The organism is Herbiconiux sp. (assembly GCF_004297105.1).
Taxonomy (GTDB): Bacteria; Actinomycetota; Actinomycetes; order Actinomycetales; family Microbacteriaceae; genus Herbiconiux.
This window is the reverse complement of the sequence record NZ_SCVE01000012.1, coordinates 208,539-227,588: the sequence shown is the minus strand read 5'-3', so window position 1 is coordinate 227,588 and position 19,050 is coordinate 208,539. Positions and strand designations below refer to the sequence as shown.

Sequence of the window (19,050 nt, the reverse complement as noted above, 5' to 3'; positions counted from 1 at the left end):
CACAATCCTCCGCGAAACCGGCCCCGTAGAGCCGTCGCTTGCGTCTAGGTGTGGAGTTGTCCGCCGGCGGGCGGGCAGGCGGAGCGCTCGCGGACGGTCGGAGTGCGCACCCCGCTACGACCGCGAGGGGAGAGCGGATGTTTGGTGCTCGACGTTTCTAGGGCGCATCGAGGCGCCCGAGGTAGTCGGCGAGCATGCGGGCCGAGGCCTCCTGCATGGCGGCGCCGTGCCGCTCGCGGTCGGCGCGCAGCGCCTCGGGCGTGTAGCCGGCCTCGGTGACGTAGCGCAGGTCGCCCGTGAGCCACTGCTCGTGCATCTCGTCGGTGAGCTCGGGGTGGAACTGCACCGCGAGCATCCACTCGCCGATGCCGTAGGCCTCGTTCTCGTACGCGGCCGACGAGGCGAGCAGCGTGGTGCCCTCGGGGAGGTCGAAGGTGTCGCCGTGCCACTCGGCCATCGCGACGCCGACGGTGTGGCGCACGGGCGACGTGAGCCCCGCATCCGTCAGCGCGAGAGGGCGGTAGCCCACATCGACCCGGCCGCCTCTGCGCACCTCGCTGCCGAGCGCCGCCGCGATCAGCTGGGCACCGAAGCAGACGCCGAGTGTGGGCCGCTCCGACGCCAGGCGTTCGCGCACGGCGGCGAGCTCGGTGGCGATGAAGGTGTGGCGATCGCTCTCGTAGACGCCGGCCGTGGAGCCGAGCACGATGAGCAGGTCGGCGTCGGCCGCCCCCGTCAGCGCCTGCTCGAACCCCGGTGCACTCGCGTCGACGATCTCGATGTCGTACCCGTGCTCGTCGAGCACCGTCTCGAAGTTGCCGAGATGCACGTGGGCTTCGTGGCGGATGACCGCCGCCCGCCGCCGCTGCCTGCTCAATCGGCGCTCTTGATGATGATGGCCGAGGTGTTCAACTCGGTCTCGACCGGTGCCACGAACACGTCGGGCTCGATGTAGATCACCCGTGCCAGGGGGACCGCCTCCCGGATGTTGCCTTCGACCTCATTGATGGTCTCGGCCACGTCGCGCAGCTCCGATTCGGGGTCGAGCGCGATCTTCGCACCGACGAGCAGTTCGTCGGGCCCGAGGTAGAGGGTCTTGATGTGGATGAGGCGGTCGACCTTGGGGGTCGACTCGATGGCCGCCACGATGGCATCGTGGTCGGCATCCGTCGCGCCCTCGCCCACGAGCAGGCTCTTGGTCTCGATGCCCAGGATGATCGCCACGACCACGAGCAGGGCGCCGATGAAGAGGGTTCCGATGCCGTCCCAGATGCCATTGCCCGTGATGACCGAGAGCCCCACGCCGAGGAAGGCGAACGCCAGACCGGTGAGCGCCGCCGTGTCTTCGAGCAGCACCACGGGCAGCTCGGGGGCCTTGGCGCGGCGCACGAACTGCACCCAGCTCTGCTTTCCGCGGGTGTGGTTCGACTCCTTGATGGCGGTGCGAAGCGAGAAGCTCTCGAGCCCGATGGCAATCACGAGCACGGCGATCGGGATCCACGGCAGCTCGATCGCGTGCGGGTGGGTGATCTTCTCGATGCCCTCGTAGATGGCGAAGACGCCACCCACCGAGAACAGGATGATCGACACCACGAAGGCGTACACGTAACGCTCGCGGCCGTAGCCGAACGGATGTTCCTTGTCGGCCTTCTTCTTCGCCTGGCGGCCGCCGAGGAGCAGGAGGAGCTGGTTGCCGGAGTCGGCGAGCGAGTGCACACCTTCTGCGAGCATCGAAGACGAGCCGGAGAGGAAGAACGCCACGAACTTCGCGATCGCGATCCCGACGTTCGCCAGCAGGGCCGCGATGATCGCCCGGGTGCCACCAGAAGTGCTCACGTCTCGTCCTCTTCTCGTTCCGCGGCGATCGGCGTCGTTCTTCGGCCCATCGACTCCGCTGCCGCCAATCCTAGGATGGTCGGATGAGCAGCGCTGAGTCCGACGAATCACAGACCACTGAACTCCCCTCGATCGCCGTTCTCGGCGCCGGTTCGATGGGCCGCGCCATCCTCTCCGGGCTGCTGGCCCCGCACGTGCACGTGACCGGCGGCATCCGGGTGACGAACCGCTCGGCCGCGAAGGCTGCGGAGTTCGACGATGAGCCCGCCGTCACCGCCTTCGCCACCGACGACGACCCCGATGCGAACCGTCGCGCGGTGGCCGGGGCATCCGTGGTTCTCGTGGCGGTGAAGCCGGCGATGGTGCCCGATCTGCTCGACGAGGTCGCCGACGCGCTCGAGCCCGGGACCGTGGTGGTGAGCGTCGCCGCCGGCGTGACCGTGGCCACCTTCGAGGAGCACCTGCCGGAGGGCATCGCCGTCATCCGCTCGATGCCGAACACCCCTGCGGTGGTGGGCAAGGCCGTGACGGGGATCTCGCCCGGAACGCGCTCGACCGACCCCGAGCTGGCGCTCGTGCGTGCGCTGTTCGAGACGGTGGGGACGGTGGTCGAGGTTCCGGAATCACAGCTCGATGCTCTCAGCACGATCTCCGGGTCGGGCCCCGCGTACGTGTTTCTGTTGATAGAAGCGATGACCGCTGCCGCTGTGGAGAAGGGGTTCACCGACGAGCAGGCGGCGATCCTCGTGAACGGCACCTTCGCCGGCGCGGCGGAGCTCCTGGTGGCCTCGGGCAAGACGCCCACCGACCTACGCATCCAGGTGACCAGCCCCAAGGGCACCACCGAGCGCGCGATCGCCGTGCTGCAGGATGCCGACCTCCCGGCCCTCTTCACGAAGGCCACCGACGCGGCGCTGGCCCGCGCCAAGGAACTCGCCGCGGGCTAGGCACTCTCGACTTGCCACAACTTGTGGCAAGTCGCCCCTCCAGGCGACAACTACTGTCAACTCGGCTGCGAACCACGCTCGCGACTTGCCACAAGTTGTGGCAAGTCGCATCCGGTTGCCACACCTTGTGGCAAGCCGGCAGCCGGCCGTTCCGGCAGCCGGGCAACCCGCCCGCCGGGTCGCCCGGCGGCGAGCCCCGCCAACCAGCGACGGTCAGTTGCCGAGCGCGGCGAACGTCTCGATGTCCGAGCTCTTGCCCGAGACGATGATGAGGTCATGGTTCGAGACCACGGTCGACTCCGTGGCATAGGTGAACGGCTTGCCCGGGCTCTTCACGCCCACGACCGTCACGTGGTACTTCGACCGCACGCCCGACTCGGTGAGGTTGAGACCCCGGATCGGCTTCGGCGGGTACATCTTCACGAGCGCGAAGTCGTCGTCGAACTCGATGAAGTCGAGCATCCGGCCCGACACCAGGTGGGCGACGCGCTCGCCGGCCTCGGCCTCGGGATAGATCACGTGGTTCGCCCCGATGCGCTCCAGGATCTTGCCGTGCGAGCGCGAGATGGCCTTCGCCCAGATCTGCGGCACCTTCAGGTCGACGAGGTTCGCGGTGATCAGCACGGAGGCCTCGATCGACGAGCCGACGGCCACCACGGCGACCTGGAACTCCTGCGCCCCGATCTGCCGCAGAGCTTCGACGTTCTTGGCATCCGCCTGCACCGTGTGCGTGACGCGCTCCGACCACTTCTGCACGAGCCGCTCGTCTTCGTCGATCGCGAGCACCTCGCGGCCCAGGCGGTCGAGCTCGCCGGCGGTGGCGGCGCCGAAGCGGCCGAGCCCGATGACGAGCACGGGTGCGTCGTGCTTGATCCGGTCAACCAACGATGGGCCTCTCTTCCGGGCGTTTGTAGAGCTGCTGCCGCTGGCTCGCGGCGAGGGCGGCGGCAAGTGTCACAGTACCAACGCGCCCCATGAACATCGTGGCCGCCATGATGTACACGCCCGCATCCGGGAGAGAAGCGGTGAGACCGGTGGTGAGGCCGGAGGTCGCGAACGCCGAGATCACGTCGAACAGCACGAAATCGAGCGGCGCCTTCGAGATCTGCAGGATGAGGATGCTCGACACCGCCACCGTGGTCGCCCCCCACAGCACCACCGAGACGCCGAGGCGCAGCACGTCGCCGGGGATGCGCCGGCCGAACGACTCCATGTCCTGCACGCCGCGCGCCTCGGCGAACGCGGCGAGGAAGAGGACGGCGAGCGTGGTGACCTTGATGCCACCGGCCGTCGACGCCGAGCCGCCGCCGATGAACATGAGCATGTCGGTGACCAGCAGGCTCGACCCGTTCAGGTCGGGAATCGAGATGGTGGAGAAGCCGCCCGAGCGCGTCATCACCGAGAGGAAGAAGCTCTGAAAGACCGTGTCTCCGGCGTTCAGCCCGCCGAAGGTGTCGGGGTTGTCGAACTCCAGCACGATGTAGAGCACCGCGCCCGCCACGATGAGCAGGGCGCTCGTGACGAGGGTGAGCTTCACGTGCACCGACCAGCGCACCCGGGTCTCGGGCCGCTTCTTGGTCTTGCGGCGCACGTGCCAGGCCTTGAGGCTGCGCGAGAGCGTGTAGATCACCGGGAAGCCGATGCTGCCGAGGAAGACCCCCACCATGAGGATGGTCAAGAAGAAGTAGTCGTTCGCGAACGGCGTGAGCCCCTCGGCGTTCGGCGAGAATCCGGTGTTCGTGAAGGCCATGGCCGAGTAGTAGAAGCTGTGCCACACGGCCTCGCCGACGGGGATGCCGTCGAGCAGCATCCGGGGGAACAGCAGACCCGCGAGCACCACCTCGATCACGGCGGCGCTGATGGCGACGGTGGCCAGCAGACTGCCGATCTCGCCGAGGCGCACGGCTTGGCCCTCGGCGACCGGCCCGTGGTGCATCCGGAGGGGGTTGGTGTCGCTGGCGGCGATGAGCCGGGCGCGCAGACCGAGTCGGCGGGACACGGCCAGACCCAGGATGCTCGCCAGGGTCAGCACGCCGAGCGCCCCGATCTGCACCCCGATGAAGATGATGACGTGGCCGAACGCCGACCAGTGGGTGGCCATGTCGACGGTCGCGAGGCCGGTGACGCAGATCACCGAGACGGCGGTGAAGAGGGAGTCGGCGAGGCCGGTGACCGTGCCGTCGGCGCTCGCGATGGGGAGCGAGAACAGCACGGTGAAGATGACGATGAGGCTGGCGAAGATGAGGATCGCGAAACGCGAGGGCGAGTTCTCCGAGAACTCGCGGAAGCCGTTGCGCACCCGGCCGGCCACGGAGCGGCTGCGATTCAGCGGATTGCGGCTGATCGCGGTGCTGCGACTGGTCATCTCTCATCCTCGCATCAGGCAGGCGTCCGGGCGACCCTCCGCGAACGCTGCAATGCTACCGGGGGTTACACGCTCGTCGAAGGTGGCACTTTTGCAGGTCTTCCCCACTAGCCTTGTCGCATGGCCGACATCTTCTCAGTGATTGCTGACCCCACGAGGCGTCAGCTCCTGTCGTTGCTGCTCGAGCGCTACGTGGCCGCCGACCAGGCCAGCGCATCCGGAGCGGGCGAAGGGGAATTCAGTGTCTCCGAGCTCGTCTCCCAGCTCGAACTGAGTCAGCCCACGGTGTCGAAGCACCTCAAGGTGCTGCGCGATGCGGGGCTCGTGGTGGTGCGCGAAGAGGGCCAGCACCGCTTCTACAAGATCGACGTGACCCCCCTCGAAGACGTGGAGGACTGGATCATCCCCTTCCTCTCCGCCGACTTCGACTCCACCGAAGAAGACGAGCTGTGGGAGAACGCCTCCGACGCCGTGAAGTCGGCCGCCTCCACCTTCGGAGCCAATGTCGGCCGTCGCGCGGCGGCCACCTCGCACGCGGTGAAGTCGGTCACCGAAGACCTGGTGTCGAAGCTCCGTCGCTGACCCTCCGTGCTCGCCCGGCCTGGGGCAGATGTGACGTGAGTGACGCGTCTTGTATGTGCGACGCCTATGACGCTAGTGTTTCGCCATGGCTCAAGACCTCGATGACGTGCGGTTCCTCACCGTCGCCGAGGTCGCGGAGATGATGCGCGTCTCGAAGATGACGGTCTACCGCCTCGTGCACTCGGGTGAACTCCCCGCCATCCGCTTCGGTCGCTCGTTCCGCGTGCCCGAATCAGCGGTGGCGCATGCGCTCACCAACCACATCGCCGACAGCGCCGCAGATACTGCCTAGCGCAGACTGCTACACTTCTGCGAGGCTGTTTCAGCCCCTGACCGCCGAACGGCGCGGTCACTTCCAATACGTGTGAGGTCTCTGTGGGTTCCGTAATCAAGAAGCGTCGCAAGCGCATGGCGAAGAAGAAGCACCGCAAGCTGCTTCGCAAGACCCGCCACCAGCGTCGCAACAAGAAGTAGCACGAGACTTTCGTCTCGCTGCACTTCGCGAGCAGAGCGTCAGGCTTCGGTCTGGCGCTTTTTGCGTGCGCTTGCGCACGCAAAAAAATAGGCACAGAGCGTAAAACGATATGACGTCTTCAGACTCCGAATACTGCTGCACCCTGATCATCCAAGTCGCGGTGACCAAGCTCGACGCGCTCGCGATCGTGGCCCTCGCGGTCGACCGGCCGATCTCAGGTGCGGGATCGGTGCATCCGTTCATCGAGCTCGAGGGCGGCGCGCGCGTCGAGATCGAGATCCCCAAGTTCGGCGAACCGCCGCCGTTGGCGCTCGACGTCTACTCGACGCTCAGCCAGGATCACGCGGCGATGAGTGCGCTCGCGCTGCTCGCCGCCCTGGAGGCGGCGACGTCGTGGGCGATCAAGCCCGACTTCGTGCTGTGACCGGTCACGGCGCCGCTCGGTATGCTTGGGGTGTGGCATCCGTCTCCCTCACGTTCATCGGCAAACCCGACTGTCACCTGTGTGAAGACGCGCGGGTCGTGGTGCGCGGCGTGCTCGACGATCTCGCGGCCGACTCGTCGGTCTCGGCTCCCGAGGTGACGGTGACCGAGCTGTCGATCCTCGACAACCCGGCGCTCATGGACGAGTTCGCGGAGGAGATACCCGTGGTGATGATCGACGGGCGTGTGCACACGATCTGGCGGGTCGATCCGGCTCGTCTTCGTCGAGCCCTGTTGGAGGCATCCGAATGATCCGTCACGTCGTCGCATGGAAGCTGGCCGCCACCGAGCAGGAGCAGAAGGCGGCGGATGCGGCCACGATCAGCGGGCTGCTGCAGTCGCTCGTCGGCGTGGTGCCGTCGATCTCGGCGCTGACCGTGGGGCCGAACAGGGCGTACTTCGAATCGAACTGGGACGTGGCGCTCGTGGCCGACTTCGAGTCGCTCGAGGGCCTCGAGGCCTACCAGTCGCATCCGGCGCACCTCGAGGTGGTGCCGCAGATCAAGGCGCTCGTCTCGGGGCGGGTCGCGGTCGACTTCGAGTTGTGACCCCACGCGGCCCTCAGCTCGAGACCGAGCGGCTGGTGCTGCGGCGGTGGCGGGAGCTCGACCTCGAGCCGTTTGCGGCGATGAACGCCGACGCCGAGGTGATGGAGTTCTTTCCGGCGCCCCTGACGCGGGTGCAGAGTGACGCGCTCGCGGCGCGGGCCGACGGCGGCTTCGAGACTCGTGGCTTCGGCCTGTGGGCGCTCGAGCTGCGGGCGACCGGCGAGTTCATCGGGTTCACCGGGCTTGCGCCGCTGCCGGAGGGAGTCGGGCCGACCGGCGGGGTCGAGGTCGGCTGGCGGCTGGCGCGCCCGTTCTGGGGCGCCGGCTACGCCACGGAGGCGGCGCGGGCCGCGCTCGACTCCGCGTTCGGCACGCTCGGGTTGGCGGAGGTGAGTTCGATCACCGCCGTGCTCAACGTGCGGTCGCAAGCCGTGATGCGGCGCATCGGCATGCGCGAGATCGAGTCTTTCGAGCATCCGCGCGTGCCTGAGGCGTCGCGGTTGCGGCCGCATGTGCGGTTCGTGATCGATCGACCGGTGTAAGTACGGGAAAAAGGAGGACCGACGCCCTATACGGCGTCGGTCCTCCTTTTTCGCGTAGTTACACGGTTAGGGGGTCAGGCGGGTCGGGCCGCGGAAGAGGTAGACGACCTCGCGGAGGTTCGTCTGGTGCAGCATCAGCATCAGCACGCGCGAGAGGCCCATGCCGAATCCGCCGTGCGGCGGCACCCCGTAGCGGAAGAAGTCGAGGTAGAACTCGAGCTCCTCGGGGTCGAGGCCCTTCTCGCGGGCCTGCTCGATGAGCACGTCGACACGGTGCTCGCGCTGGGCGCCCGTCGAGATCTCGACGCCGTTGTACACGAGGTCGTAGCTGTTCGTGAGCCCCGCGTCATCCGCATGGCGCATGTGGTAGAACGGCCGGATGCTCGAGGCGTAGTCGGTGAGGAACACGAAGTCGTGCCCGTACGTCTCCTTGACGTAGGCCGCGATCTGGCGTTCGCCCTCCGGGTCCATGTCGTCGTCTTCGCGGGGCACGACATAGCCGCGCGAGGCCACGATCTCTTTCGCCTCGGCGAGTGGGATGCGCGGGAACGGCTGGGTGGGCACCTCGATCTCGACCCCGAACAACGCGAGGATCTCGTCGCCGTGCTTCTCCTTCACCGCGGTGAGGCCGGCCACCATGAGGTCTTCGTGGAGCTGCATGACGTCTTCGTGGGAGTCGATCCAGGAGATCTCGGCGTCGACGCTGGTGAACTCCGTGGCGTGCCGCGAGGTGAAGGAGGGGTCGGCGCGGAACGCGGGACCGACCTCGAACACCTTGCCGAAACCGGCCGGCTGCGCCATCTGCTTGAAGAACTGAGGGCTCTGCGACAGGTAGGCCTTCGTGTCGAAGTACTCCACCTCGAAGAGCTCCGCGCGCGACTCCGACGCCGAGGCCATGAGCTTCGGTGTGTGGATCTCGATGAAGTCGTGCTCGACCCAGTAGGTGCGCCAGGCGTGCTCGAGCGTGGTCTGCACGCGGAACACCAGGTTCTGCTCGGGGCGACGCAGGTCGAGGAAGCGCCAGTCCATGCGCTTGTCGATGCCGGAGTCGGCCGCGATCGGGGTCTCGGGGTTGGCGAGGGTCTCGACCTCGAGCGAGGCGAGCTTCACCTCGATGCCGCCGAGCTTCACCCGCTCGTCGTGCTTCAGCTCACCGGTGACGGTGATGAACGAGCCCTGCGAGAGCGCCGAGATCGTCTCGGCGACGGCCTCGGTGTCGTCGGTGCGCGGGTTCACCAGCTGCACGGCACCCGATTCGTCGCGCAACACGACGAACTGCACCTTCTTCTGATCGCGAACCGTATCGACCCAGCCCGAGACGGTGACGAAACCGTCTTCGAGGGCGGCGAGGTTCTTGACAAGGGTGCGGGGGCTGCGTTCGGTCACGGGCATTGAGTCTACCCGTGGCGGAACGGCAGCGCGGGGCGCCGGATCAGGCGCGGCTGCTGGGCACGGCGCGGTAGCCGTCGACCCGCACGGTGCGGATGGTGGCGATGACGCCGGCGGCGGCGAGGAGAGCGAAAACGGAGAGCGTGATGATGGTCATGAGTAAGCCTTTCTGACCTCTATTCCACCAGCGTTCACTGTGCAGCACAATCGCATAGTTCTACACATCCGATGTAGTTCAGCTTCACGAACGCCGCTCTCGGCGGATACACGGCAACACCGCTCGTAGACTGGAGAGCGTGCCCGCCGATCAGATCCACCTCGTCCGTCACGGCGAGGTCTTCAACCCCGATGGAGTGCTCTACGGCCGCATCCCCGGGTTCCACCTCTCCGACCTCGGTCGGGCGATGGCACAGGCGGCCGCTGACGACCTGATCGCCCGCGATCGCCGCATCTCGCGCCTCTACACCTCGCCCCTGCAGCGGGCCCGCGAATCGGGCGAGCCGATCGCGGCCGGCCTCGGCCTCGAGCCTCGCATCGAGGAGCGCATCATCGAGCCCACGAACGCGTTCGAGGGCCGAAAGATGTCGGGCCCAGGCGGCGCGCTCCGCGATCCGCGCATGTGGCGCTTCTTCTACAACCCGTGGCGCCCGTCGTGGGGCGAGTCGTTCACGAGTCTCTCCACCCGCATGATGGCGGCGATGACGGATGCACACGCCTCCGTCGACGAGGGCGACGTCGTGATGGTCAGCCACCAGTCGCCGATCTGGATCGCTCACCGCACGATCATGGGAGAGTCGCTCCCGCACGACCCGCGCAAGCGCCGGTGCGCTCTCTCCAGCATCACCACCTTCGAGCGTCGGGGTGACCGCTTCGTCGAGGTCGGCTACACCGACCCGGCCGCGGCTCTCGCCGCCGGCGCCACCGACGTGGGGGCGGTGTGAAGCTTCCCCGCACACTCCGGGCCGCCGTTGCGGTCGCCGCCGTCGGAGCCACCCTGCTCCTGGCAGCGTGCACCAGCGACCCGCTCGCCCAGCAGTACCTCAATGGCGACAACAAGGGCTACATCTCGGGTGACGGCACCGTCACCGAGGTCGCTGAGGCCGATCGCGGCGCTCCCGTGCAGTTCGAGGGCACCGACGTCGAGGGCAACACGATCTCGTCGAGCGACTACGCCGGCAAGGTTCTCGTTCTCAACTTCTGGTACGCCGGATGCGCGCCCTGCCGCGCCGAGGCCCCTCTTCTCGAGCAGCTCAACACGGAGCACCAGGGTGCGGATGTCTCGTTCCTCGGTGTGAACGTGCGCGATCAGGCCGACACGGCCCTCTCGTTCGAGAAGAACTACGGCATCACCTATCCCTCGATCGTCGACACGGATGGCGCCCTGCAGTTCGCCTTCTCCGGCACGGTGGCCCCCAACGCGGTGCCCACCACCCTCGTGCTCGACACGCAGGGCCGAGTGGCCGCGCGCATCCTGGGCCGGGTGAGCGAGGCGTCGATCCTCGACACCCTCATCACGTCGAACCTAGCGGGCTGAGGCATGGGCAACCCCTTCGCCGAGATCGTGCTGAGCGGTCAGCTGCTGCTGGCCATCCCGATCGCCCTGCTGGCGGGCCTCGTGTCCTTCGCGTCGCCGTGTGTGCTGCCACTCGTGCCGGGCTACCTCGCCTACGTGGGGGGCATCTCCGAAGCGGGGCGCGTCACCGGAACCGCCGCGGCGGGAGCGGATGGCGACACCGACGCGGCCGGCCGCAAGGCGGCCCGTCGGCGGATGCTGCTCGGCGTCGCCCTCTTCATCCTCGGCTTCTCGGCGATCTTCCTCGCCTACTCCGCTGTGTTCGGCGTGCTGGGCACCTGGCTCGTGGTCTGGCAGGACGTGATCACCCGCATCATGGGCGTGGTGGTGATCGCTCTGGGCCTCGTCTTCATCGGCCAGTTCAGCTTTCTGCAGCGCACGTTCAAGCCGAGCTGGCGGCCCGCCACCGGCCTCGCCGGCGCCCCTATCCTCGGCATCGTGTTCGGCCTCGGCTGGACTCCCTGCATCGGCCCGACGCTCGGAGCGATCCAGGCGCTCAGCCTCAGCGGCGGGTCGGCGTGGAGCGGGGTGCTGCTCGGCCTCTTCTACTGCATCGGCCTCGGAGTCCCGTTCCTGCTCGTGGCCCTCGGTCTCGACTGGGTGACGAGCTCGGTCTCGTTCCTCAAGCGGCACATCCGCGTGATCAACATCGTCGGCGGCGCACTGCTGGTGGCCATCGGCATCCTCATGGTCTCGGGTCTCTGGACCATCTGGATCTACGAACTCCAGGCGGTGATCTCCGGTTTTGTCCCGTCCATCTGATCATTACGACTCCGCCGAACCGGCGCCCGCGAAGGGCGGCGACTCCGACGACATCGTCAGCCCCAAGCTCGGCCCCGTGGGCTGGCTGCGCTGGTTCTGGCGGCAGCTCACGAGCATGCGCACGGCGCTCTTCCTGCTGCTCCTGCTCGCCCTCGCGGCGGTTCCGGGCTCGCTCGTGCCGCAGCGCGCCGCCGACCCGAACGGTGTCACCCAGTACTTCGTCGACAACCCCGATCTGGCGCCGATCCTCGACAAGGTGCAGGCCTTCGACGTCTACACGTCGGTGTGGTTCTCGGCCATCTACCTGCTGCTCTTCGTCTCGCTGATCGGCTGCGTCGTCCCGCGCACGAAGCACCACTTCGACGCGCTGCGGGCGAAGCCGCCGCGCACCCCGGCCAGGCTGTCGCGGCTCGCGGGCTTCACCACGCGCGACATCGCAGCCGCCGAGAGCGGAGCGACCGCCGCATCCGTCGTCGATTCGGCCCGCACGCTGCTGAAGCGGCAGCGCTACCGCACGGTCGTGTTCACGGGCGTCGACCGCGCGACCGGAGCCGAGACGGTGTCGGTGTCGGCCGAGCGCGGGTACATGCGCGAGACCGGCAACCTGGTGTTCCACTCGGCGCTCGTCGGCATCCTGATCACCGTGGGAATCGGTGGCGGGTTCGGCTACCAGGGCCAGCGCGTCGTGGTCGAGGGGCAGACGTTCGTCAACACGCTGCTCGCCTACGACTCCTTCAACCCGGGCCGCTTCTTCACCGACAGCCAGCTCTCGCGCTACACCCTCTCGCTCGACTCGTTCAGCGCCACCTACGAGACGCAGTCTCTCAAGGCCTTCGGCCAGCCCCTCGACTACGAGGCCAAGGTGACCACCACGGATGAATCGGGCACCACGTCGTCCGAGTCGATCAAGGTGAACAGCCCACTGAAGATCGGCGGCACCGACGTCTACCTCCTCGGCAACGGCTACGCCCCCACCATCACGGTGCGCGACAACGACGGCAACGTGGTCTTCACCGATTCGGTGCCTTTCCTGCCGCAGGATGCGAGCCTCACCTCGCTCGGTGTGGTGAAGGTTCCGGATGGCCTCGACGAGCAGCTGGGAATGATCGGCTTCTTCTACCCCACGCAGGCGCAGTCGTCGACAGGGGCCTACTACTCCTCCTTCCCCGATCTGCAGTACCCGGTGCTCACGCTCAACGTGTACGAGGGTGATCTGGGCCTCGACGGCGGGGTGCCCGCATCCGTGTACTCGCTGAACACCGACTCGATGACGCAGCTGACAGGCGGGTCGACCGGGGTGAAGTCGATCGAGCTCAAGCCGGGGGAGTCCATGGAGCTGCCGAACGGCCTCGGCACGGTGTCGCTGGATGGGGTGAAGCGCTTCGCGTCGTTCGACATCCATCACGACGCCACGCAGCTCTGGGTGCTCACGTTCGCGATCCTGGTGCTCGCGGGGCTGTTGACCTCGCTCTTCATTCCGCGCCGGCGGCTCTGGGTGAAGGCGACCGACCGCGGAGACGGCTCGGTGCACGTGGAGTACGCGGGGCTCGCACGGGGCGACGACCCGCGACTCGTCGAAGCTGTGACCGCGCTGGCCGACAAGCATTCCACCTCGTTCTCACCCGATCCCAAGGCTTAGGCTCTATCCGTGACGCAAACCCTCGACGAGATCTCGATCATCCTCATCTACTCGGCCATGGCCGTGTACGCGCTCGCGTTCATCGCGTTCGCACTGGATCTGGCGCGCCGGTCGTCGACGGTGAAGAAGGCGACCAGCGTGGCTCTCGCGGACGACGTCGTCGCCGCTGATGTCCCGGTGCCGGTCTCGGCGTCGGCGCCCGCCACGGCCTCCGGTTCGTCGTCGGTCTCGACCCCCGTCGGTGGCTTCGGATCCGGCGCTCCCGGCACGCCCGCCGATGACGCGAGCCTCGTGTCGCTCGACGGGCGTGACGCCTCCGGCAAGCGCTCGATCGCGCTGCGCCTCGGGGTGTCGTTCACGATCCTGGCCTGGGTGATCCAGCTCGTCGGCGTGGTGCTGCGCGGCATCGCCGCCGCGCGGGTGCCGTGGGCCAACATGTACGAGTTCTCGATCACGGGCACGCTGCTGATCGTGGCCGTGTTCCTGGTGGTGCTGCTGCGCGAAGACCTGCGCTTCCTGGGCACCTTCGTCACCGGCCTGGTGCTCATCCTGCTCGGTATCTCCACCGTCAACTACTACGTGAGCGTTTCGCCGCTTCCTCCCGCACTGCAGTCGGCCTGGCTCGTGATCCACGTCTTCGTGGCGAGTCTCGGCACGGCGTTCTTCGCGCTCGGTGGTGCGCTCTCGATCGTGCAGCTGCTGCAGACCAAGGGCGACGCGGTCGGGCGGCTGGGTTCGGCGCTGCGCCTGCGGTTCCTCCGCACCCTGCCGGATGCCGAGACGCTCGAGCGTCTCGCCTACCGGGTCAACATCGTCGGCTTCGTGTTCTGGACGTTCACGCTCATCGCGGGCGCCATCTGGGCCGAGCGCGCGTGGGGCCGGTACTGGGGCTGGGACACCAAAGAGGTGTGGACCTTCATCATCTGGGTCATCTACGCGGGCTACATCCACGCGCGTGCCACACGGGGCTGGCGCGGGTCGCGGTCTGCCTGGCTGGCCATCGTGGGCTTCGCCGCGGTGCTGTTCAACTTCGGCATCGTGAACGTGTTCTTCAAAGGCCTGCACGCGTACTCGGGCCTCTGACCCCTGCACCCCTCCCAGATCCGTCACTTTTTGCGCGTTCTGAGCGATTTTCGCGCAAAAAGTGACGGATCTGCGAACTCTCGGGGCGGTCGTGCTCAGGTGAGGAGGGCGTGACAGCGGATGACGCGCTCGCGCCACCACTGTTCGCGCTCCGGTGAGGCGCGGTGCCGCGCCAGCAGCGCCGGGTCGACCTCGGGGCGCTCGACCGGGATGCTGCCGCCGCGGGGAACGAGACTGCGGGCATCCGGAACCACGTCGCCCGTGAAGAGATCGACGGTCGCCAGCCCGCAGTCGTAGTCGAGATCGGGGAGCGCGGCGGCGAGATGAGCGCCCATCGCGATGCCGACCGAGCTCTCCAGGGCTGAGGAGATGACGGCGGGGAGGCCCGCCTCGGCCACGATGGCCAGCGCACGACGGATGCCGCCGAGCGGCTGGGCCTTCACCACGAGGAGGTCGGCGGCACCGGCGCGGGCGACGGCGAGCGGATCCTCGGCCTTGCGCACGCTCTCATCCGCCGCCACGAGGATGCCGAGGTAGGCGATGCGCTCGCGCAACTCGGCCAGCTCGTCGACGCGGGCGCAGGGCTGCTCGACGTACTCGAGGTCGAACTCGGCCAGGCGGTGCACGGCGTGCTCGGCCTCATCCACGTTCCAGCCGCCATTGGCGTCGACGCGGATGCGGCCTTCCGCTCCGATCACGTCGCGCACGCGCCGCACGCGGGCCACGTCGTCGTCGAGGGACTGGCCGCGTTCGGCGACCTTCACCTTGACGGTGCGGCACCCGTCGTAGTGGGCGAGCACCCGCTCGACGTCGTCGGGTGCGACAGCGGGGAGGGTGGCGTTGACCGGGATGCGGTCGCGCTGGCGGGCGGGCGCCGGCGACCAGCCGAAGTCGAGGGCGGCGCGAAGCCAGTGCGCGGCCTCCTCATCGCCGTATTCGGGGAAGGGGGAGAACTCGGTCCACCCCTGTGGGCCCTCGAGGAGCGCCATCTCGCGCACCGTCTGGCCGCGAAAGCGCGTGTGCAGGGGGATGGCCACGACCTGCAGGCCGTCGAGGAGCTCGGCGGCCTCGGGGCGGTGGTCCGGAACGTCTTGCACTCCACAAGTCTCTGCCCCGGCCGAGTTCTCCACAAACCCGGCCTCCTGGATCGCTGCTCCGCCAGCCGGACTACCCTGGGAGCATGACCGAAAGCACCACCGTCTCCGACATCTTCGACCCCGCGGAGTGGGTCGTCGCCCCCGGCTCCGAGGGGTTCACCGACATCACCTACCACCTCGATGTCGCGGGGCGAGTGGCGCGCATCGCATTCGACCGGCCCGAGGTGCGCAACGCCTTCCGGCCGAAGACGGTCGACGAGCTCTATGCCGCGCTCGACGACGCTCGGCAGAACCCCAAGGTGGGCGTCGTGCTCCTCACCGGCAACGGCCCGAGCCCGCGCGACGGCGGCTGGGCGTTCTGCAGCGGGGGCGACCAGCGCATCCGGGGCCGCGACGGCTACAAGTACTCCGAGGAGGAGACGGCGGCGGGCATCGACGTCGCGCGCGCCGGGCGGCTGCACATCCTCGAGGTGCAGCGCCTCATCCGCTTCATGCCCAAGGTGGTCATCGCGGTCGTTCCCGGCTGGGCCGCGGGCGGCGGCCACTCGCTGCACGTCGTGTGTGACCTCACCATCGCGAGCGCCGAGCACGGCCGGTTCAAGCAGACGGATGCCGACGTCGGCTCGTTCGACGGCGGCTACGGCAGTGCCTACTTCGCCCGCCAGATCGGGCAGAAGTTCGCGCGCGAGGTGTTCTTCCTGGCCGAGGAGTACAGCGCGCAGCGGGCCTACGAGATGGGTGCGGTGAACCGTGTCGTGCCGCACGAGGAGCTCGAGGCCGAGGCGCTGCGCTGGGCGCGCACCATCCTCGGCAAGTCGCCCACCGCCATCCGCATGCTGAAGTACTCGTTCAACGCGGTCGACGATGGGCTCGTGGGTCAGCAGGTGTTCGCAGGGGAGGCGACTCGGCTCGCGTACGCGAGCGACGAGGCCGTCGAGGGGCGCGACTCCTTCCTCGAGAAGCGGGATCCCGACTGGTCGGCCTTCCCTTATCACTTCTGAGATCGGCGGCACCGTGCGCCGGCTGGAGGTGATCGACGGGTCCGACCCGTCGGTGGTGGGGCGCGCGTTGCGCGTGGCCCTGGCGAATGACGGGCCGGCGCTGCTGCCGCGCGAGTTCGTCGATGTGGTGCCGCTCGGCGACCCCTCCGTGGGGCGCACGTCGACGCTCCCCGCCGAGGTGCCGCGGGCGATCGCGCTCGTGATCGAGACCTCGGGCTCATCGGGGTTGCCGAAGCGGGTGGCCCTCAGCGCGGATGCGCTGCTGGCGTCCGCCGCAGCGGCCGAGGGCGCGCTGGGCGGGCCGGGGCAGTGGCTGCTCGCCCTGCCCACCCACTACATCGCGGGGGTTCAGGTGCTCGTGCGGTCGATCGCGGCGGGCACCACGCCGCTCGTACTCGGGCGAGGGCACTTCTCGGCGGCCGATTTCGCCGCGCTGGCCGATCGGCTCGAGGCGCCCGTGCGCTACACCTCGCTCGTGCCGGCGCAGCTCGCGCGGCTCGTCACCGCCGCAGAGGCGGATGCCGGCATCCGCCGCTCGGTCTCGCGCTTCGATGCCGTGCTCGTGGGCGGGCAGGCGTTGCCGGCCGCGCTGCACGAGCGGGCGCTGGCCCTGGGGATCGCCGTGGTGCGCACCTACGGATCCAGCGAGACCGCGGGCGGCTGCGTCTACGACGGCCTGCCGATCGGGCAGACCCTCGCGCGCACGCGGGGCGGAGAGCTCGAGCTGTCGGGTCCGTCGCTCGCGGTGGGCTACCTGGGCGACGAGGAACTCAACGAGGCCAAGTTCTTCACCGACGAGGGGGTGCGCTGGTATCGCACGGGCGACGCGGGCACGATCGAGGGCGGCGACGCCTCCGGGATCGCGGGTGCGGTGGCAGGTGGTTCGGTCACCGTGACGGGCCGGCTCGACAACGTCATCATCTCGGGCGGCATCAAGGTCTCGCTCGACCGCGTCGAGCGCATCGTGCAGTGGGTGCCCGGTTTCGAAGAAGCCGTGGTCGTGGGCGCGGCCGATGAGGTCTGGGGTCAGGTCGGCGTCGTGGTGGTCGAGGAGTCCGCGCTGGCCGCGGCCGGTGTGCAGGTCGGCGGTGCGGATCCGCTGGAGCAGGTTCGGCGGGTCGTCGCCGACGCGGCCGGGCGTGCGGCAGCGCCCGCGCGGCTGCTGGTCGTCGAGCGCGTGTCCCGGCTCTCGTCGGGCAAGCCCGACCGTCAGCTGATCGCCAGCCGGCTCCAAGACGACCCTCACTAGAATCAGGCCCGATGTCCACAACCAAGAAGCGGCGCTCCGGTCACCCCGCCCGCATCAACGCCTCCACCCGCAAGGGTCCCGCCACCCGGCCCCAGGGCCCGCGCACCGCCGCCGGCGCCTGGATCGCCGGAGCCCGGTTGCGCACCCTGCCACTCGGCGTCGCACCGGTCGCCCTCGGCACCGGTGCCGCCATGGTCATGACCGACATCTCCAAGTGGCTCGTGCTGCTCTGCCTGCTCGTCGCGGTCTTCCTGCAGATCGGCGTGAACTACGCCAACGACTACTCCGACGGGGTGCGCGGCACCGATGACGTGCGCGTGGGGCCGCCGCGCCTCACCGGTTCGGGGCTGGTGCCTGCCAGGCGGGTGCTCGTCGTGGCCCTCGTGTTCTTCGGCCTGGCCGCCGCATCCGGTCTCGCCATCACCGTCATCACCGGGCACTGGTGGCTCCTGGCGGTTGGTGCCGCCGCCATCGCCGCGGGGTGGTTCTACACGGGCGGCAAGCACCCGTACGGGTACTACGCGCTCGGCGAGCTGTTCGTGTTCGTGTTCTTCGGTCTCGTGGCCACAGCCGGCACCACGTTCATCCTGGCCGGTGACGTGAACTTCGAGAGCTGGGCGGGCGGCGTCGCCATGGGCGCGATCGCGTGCGCGGTGCTGATGGCCAACAACATCCGCGACATCGAGCAGGACAAGCTCGTGAAGAAGCGCACCCTCGCCGTGCTGATCGGCCGCACGGCGTCGCGCATCGTCTACGTGTTCTGGCTGCTCGTCGCCTACGCGGTGCTGGCGTTCTTCGCGTTGCTCTACCCGAAGGCGCTGCTGGTGTTCTTCACACTGCTGCTCACGCTGCCCGCCATCGTGATCATGCTCACCGCGAAGAAGCCGCGCGAGTTCATCACCGTGCTCCAGCTCACCAGCCTGTTCGGTCTGCTCTACGGCATCGGCCTCGGCCTGTCGTTCGCCTTCTGACCGGCGGCCATCCCGAGTCTGCGCGCCCGCTCTGACGGTTCGCTGCCGTCATGACGAGCGCGAAGCGTCACGGGGCCGCGCACGCAGGGGAAAGGGCCGCTACGGTGCCTCGGTGCGCCGGGTCGCGTCGTCGACCGCGGTGTCTTCGACGTCTTCGTCGTCGGAGGTCGACATGGCCTTCGCGCGAGCGGCCTGACCCCGGTTCTCGCGTGCCGCGTGCAGCGTCTTCGATGCCTCCTCGCGCGGCTTGCGCAAGAAGATGATCGAGATGCAGAGCGAGATGAGCGCCGCCACGATCGCGGCGATGAACGGCTGGATCTGCAGCAGGAGCAGCACCGCGAGCACCACCGCGAAGATCCCCACGCGGATGAGGGTGTACACGAGCCACGTACGTCCTGGTTTCACCTCTGAAGTCTAAGTCGCGCATCCTGACCGAGTGCTCCACGGAGCGCTCAGAACGAGCTCGCGGACTCGCGGCAGGCTCCCGGATCCCGGGGGTACAGTTACT

The 19,050-nt window shown here is 68.4% G+C and carries 23 protein-coding genes; 16 read left to right on the top strand and 7 right to left on the bottom strand.

The window, feature by feature from the left end:
• Positions 1 to 157: 157 nt before the first annotated feature.
• Positions 158 to 877 carry a glutamine amidotransferase gene (locus EPO52_RS07445; protein ID WP_290804118.1) on the bottom strand — a complete coding sequence of 240 codons (720 nt, stop codon included), beginning with the start codon at positions 875 to 877 and terminating at the stop codon, positions 158 to 160.
• A complete protein-coding gene (locus tag EPO52_RS07440; protein ID WP_290804116.1) occupies positions 874 to 1,836 on the bottom strand; it encodes a cation diffusion facilitator family transporter in 963 nt (320 codons plus the stop codon). The genes EPO52_RS07445 and EPO52_RS07440 overlap by 4 nt, the downstream gene beginning before the upstream one ends.
• Before the next feature lie 83 nt (positions 1,837 to 1,919).
• Between EPO52_RS07440 and proC the strand changes: the two genes are divergently transcribed.
• Positions 1,920 to 2,783, top strand: a complete 864-nt coding sequence (gene proC / locus EPO52_RS07435) for a pyrroline-5-carboxylate reductase (protein WP_290804113.1) — start codon at positions 1,920 to 1,922, stop codon at positions 2,781 to 2,783.
• A 213-nt stretch (positions 2,784 to 2,996) separates the two neighbouring features.
• Here the strand turns inward: proC and EPO52_RS07430 are convergent, their stop codons facing one another.
• Both EPO52_RS07430 and EPO52_RS07425 read right to left on the bottom strand, forming a co-directional pair.
• Positions 2,997 to 3,668: a TrkA family potassium uptake protein gene (locus EPO52_RS07430; RefSeq protein ID WP_290804111.1), complete on the bottom strand. Its 672-nt coding sequence runs from the start codon at positions 3,666 to 3,668 to the stop codon at positions 2,997 to 2,999.
• The gene (locus EPO52_RS07425) at positions 3,661 to 5,148 is read right to left on the bottom strand and encodes a potassium transporter TrkG (RefSeq protein WP_290804109.1); all 1,488 of its coding nucleotides are present in this window, start codon (positions 5,146 to 5,148) and stop codon (positions 3,661 to 3,663) included. Before EPO52_RS07425 ends, EPO52_RS07430 begins: the two co-directional genes overlap by 8 nt.
• Positions 5,149 to 5,268: 120 nt before the next feature.
• Between EPO52_RS07425 and EPO52_RS07420 the strand changes: the two genes are divergently transcribed.
• The 7 genes from EPO52_RS07420 to EPO52_RS07390 all read left to right on the top strand — a co-directional run bounded on the left by EPO52_RS07420 (position 5,269) and on the right by EPO52_RS07390 (position 7,778).
• A complete protein-coding gene (locus tag EPO52_RS07420) occupies positions 5,269 to 5,730 on the top strand; it encodes a metalloregulator ArsR/SmtB family transcription factor (protein WP_290804107.1) in 462 nt (153 codons plus the stop codon).
• Positions 5,731 to 5,815: 85 nt separating this feature from the next.
• Positions 5,816 to 6,022: a helix-turn-helix domain-containing protein gene (locus EPO52_RS07415; protein WP_290804106.1), complete on the top strand. Its 207-nt coding sequence runs from the start codon at positions 5,816 to 5,818 to the stop codon at positions 6,020 to 6,022.
• A gap of 83 nt (positions 6,023 to 6,105) precedes the next feature.
• On the top strand, positions 6,106 to 6,204 hold the full coding sequence (locus tag EPO52_RS07410) for an AURKAIP1/COX24 domain-containing protein (RefSeq protein ID WP_003792170.1): 99 nt from the start codon (positions 6,106 to 6,108) through the stop codon (positions 6,202 to 6,204).
• A 110-nt stretch (positions 6,205 to 6,314) separates the two neighbouring features.
• Positions 6,315 to 6,629 carry a hypothetical protein gene (locus EPO52_RS07405; protein ID WP_290804105.1) on the top strand — a complete coding sequence of 105 codons (315 nt, stop codon included), beginning with the start codon at positions 6,315 to 6,317 and terminating at the stop codon, positions 6,627 to 6,629.
• Positions 6,630 to 6,661: 32 nt separating this feature from the next.
• Positions 6,662 to 6,940 carry a glutaredoxin family protein gene (locus EPO52_RS07400; protein ID WP_290804104.1) on the top strand — a complete coding sequence of 93 codons (279 nt, stop codon included), beginning with the start codon at positions 6,662 to 6,664 and terminating at the stop codon, positions 6,938 to 6,940.
• A complete protein-coding gene (locus EPO52_RS07395; RefSeq protein ID WP_290804103.1) occupies positions 6,937 to 7,236 on the top strand; it encodes a Dabb family protein in 300 nt (99 codons plus the stop codon). Before EPO52_RS07400 ends, EPO52_RS07395 begins: the two co-directional genes overlap by 4 nt.
• The gene (locus tag EPO52_RS07390; RefSeq protein ID WP_290804102.1) at positions 7,233 to 7,778 is read left to right on the top strand and encodes a GNAT family N-acetyltransferase; all 546 of its coding nucleotides are present in this window, start codon (positions 7,233 to 7,235) and stop codon (positions 7,776 to 7,778) included. Before EPO52_RS07395 ends, EPO52_RS07390 begins: the two co-directional genes overlap by 4 nt.
• A 66-nt stretch (positions 7,779 to 7,844) precedes the next feature.
• Here the strand turns inward: EPO52_RS07390 and aspS are convergent, their stop codons facing one another.
• Positions 7,845 to 9,170, bottom strand: a complete 1,326-nt coding sequence (gene aspS, locus EPO52_RS07385) for an aspartate--tRNA(Asn) ligase (RefSeq protein WP_290804101.1) — start codon at positions 9,168 to 9,170, stop codon at positions 7,845 to 7,847.
• A 293-nt stretch (positions 9,171 to 9,463) separates the two neighbouring features.
• Between aspS and EPO52_RS07380 the strand changes: the two genes are divergently transcribed.
• Genes EPO52_RS07380 through ccsB form a run of 5 tightly spaced genes read left to right on the top strand, consistent with a single transcriptional unit; the run spans position 9,464 to position 14,224 of the window.
• Positions 9,464 to 10,108: a histidine phosphatase family protein gene (locus EPO52_RS07380; RefSeq protein WP_290804100.1), complete on the top strand. Its 645-nt coding sequence runs from the start codon at positions 9,464 to 9,466 to the stop codon at positions 10,106 to 10,108.
• Complete coding sequence (locus EPO52_RS07375) at positions 10,105 to 10,701, top strand: TlpA disulfide reductase family protein (RefSeq protein WP_290804099.1); 597 nt, start codon at positions 10,105 to 10,107, stop codon at positions 10,699 to 10,701. Before EPO52_RS07380 ends, EPO52_RS07375 begins: the two co-directional genes overlap by 4 nt.
• 3 nt (positions 10,702 to 10,704) lie before the next feature.
• Entirely contained in the window at positions 10,705 to 11,502 is a 798-nt protein-coding gene (locus tag EPO52_RS07370) for a cytochrome c biogenesis protein CcdA (protein ID WP_290804098.1), read from the top strand.
• On the top strand, positions 11,486 to 13,141 hold the full coding sequence (locus tag EPO52_RS07365; protein ID WP_290804097.1) for a cytochrome c biogenesis protein ResB: 1,656 nt from the start codon (positions 11,486 to 11,488) through the stop codon (positions 13,139 to 13,141). Before EPO52_RS07370 ends, EPO52_RS07365 begins: the two co-directional genes overlap by 17 nt.
• Before the next feature lie 9 nt (positions 13,142 to 13,150).
• On the top strand, positions 13,151 to 14,224 hold the full coding sequence (gene ccsB / locus EPO52_RS07360; RefSeq protein WP_290804096.1) for a c-type cytochrome biogenesis protein CcsB: 1,074 nt from the start codon (positions 13,151 to 13,153) through the stop codon (positions 14,222 to 14,224).
• 95 nt (positions 14,225 to 14,319) lie between these two features.
• Here the strand turns inward: ccsB and EPO52_RS07355 are convergent, their stop codons facing one another.
• The gene (locus tag EPO52_RS07355; RefSeq protein ID WP_290804095.1) at positions 14,320 to 15,321 is read right to left on the bottom strand and encodes an o-succinylbenzoate synthase; all 1,002 of its coding nucleotides are present in this window, start codon (positions 15,319 to 15,321) and stop codon (positions 14,320 to 14,322) included.
• An 83-nt stretch (positions 15,322 to 15,404) separates the two neighbouring features.
• On the opposite strand from EPO52_RS07355, the gene EPO52_RS07350 reads away from it, so the two are divergent.
• Genes EPO52_RS07350 through EPO52_RS07340 form a run of 3 tightly spaced genes read left to right on the top strand, consistent with a single transcriptional unit; the run spans position 15,405 to position 18,542 of the window.
• Positions 15,405 to 16,322 (top strand): 1,4-dihydroxy-2-naphthoyl-CoA synthase, encoded by a 918-nt coding sequence (locus EPO52_RS07350; RefSeq protein WP_290804094.1) that lies wholly within the window; start codon positions 15,405 to 15,407, stop codon positions 16,320 to 16,322.
• Positions 16,323 to 16,335: 13 nt separating this feature from the next.
• A complete protein-coding gene (locus tag EPO52_RS07345; RefSeq protein WP_290804093.1) occupies positions 16,336 to 17,571 on the top strand; it encodes an AMP-binding protein in 1,236 nt (411 codons plus the stop codon).
• A gap of 11 nt (positions 17,572 to 17,582) precedes the next feature.
• Positions 17,583 to 18,542 (top strand): 1,4-dihydroxy-2-naphthoate polyprenyltransferase, encoded by a 960-nt coding sequence (locus EPO52_RS07340; protein WP_290804092.1) that lies wholly within the window; start codon positions 17,583 to 17,585, stop codon positions 18,540 to 18,542.
• Between the two features lie 99 nt (positions 18,543 to 18,641).
• On the opposite strand, the gene EPO52_RS07335 is transcribed toward EPO52_RS07340, so the two are convergent.
• A complete protein-coding gene (locus EPO52_RS07335) occupies positions 18,642 to 18,947 on the bottom strand; it encodes a DUF4229 domain-containing protein (protein WP_290804091.1) in 306 nt (101 codons plus the stop codon).
• Positions 18,948 to 19,050 lie beyond the last annotated feature (103 nt).

What these genes read in the sequence shown, in the direction of transcription:
- proC (WP_290804113.1), top strand. Translation starts at nt 1,920, where the DNA reads ATGAGCAGCGCTGAGTCCGACGAATCACAGACCACTGAACTCCCCTCG.
- EPO52_RS07425 (WP_290804109.1), bottom strand. Translation starts at nt 5,148, where the DNA reads ATGACCAGTCGCAGCACCGCGATCAGCCGCAATCCGCTGAATCGCAGC.
- EPO52_RS07420 (WP_290804107.1), top strand. Translation starts at nt 5,269, where the DNA reads ATGGCCGACATCTTCTCAGTGATTGCTGACCCCACGAGGCGTCAGCTC.
- EPO52_RS07415 (WP_290804106.1), top strand. Translation starts at nt 5,816, where the DNA reads ATGGCTCAAGACCTCGATGACGTGCGGTTCCTCACCGTCGCCGAGGTC.
- EPO52_RS07405 (WP_290804105.1), top strand. Translation starts at nt 6,315, where the DNA reads ATGACGTCTTCAGACTCCGAATACTGCTGCACCCTGATCATCCAAGTC.
- EPO52_RS07395 (WP_290804103.1), top strand. Translation starts at nt 6,937, where the DNA reads ATGATCCGTCACGTCGTCGCATGGAAGCTGGCCGCCACCGAGCAGGAG.
- aspS (WP_290804101.1), bottom strand. Translation starts at nt 9,170, where the DNA reads ATGCCCGTGACCGAACGCAGCCCCCGCACCCTTGTCAAGAACCTCGCC.
- EPO52_RS07370 (WP_290804098.1), top strand. Translation starts at nt 10,705, where the DNA reads ATGGGCAACCCCTTCGCCGAGATCGTGCTGAGCGGTCAGCTGCTGCTG.
- EPO52_RS07350 (WP_290804094.1), top strand. Translation starts at nt 15,405, where the DNA reads ATGACCGAAAGCACCACCGTCTCCGACATCTTCGACCCCGCGGAGTGG.
- EPO52_RS07340 (WP_290804092.1), top strand. Translation starts at nt 17,583, where the DNA reads ATGTCCACAACCAAGAAGCGGCGCTCCGGTCACCCCGCCCGCATCAAC.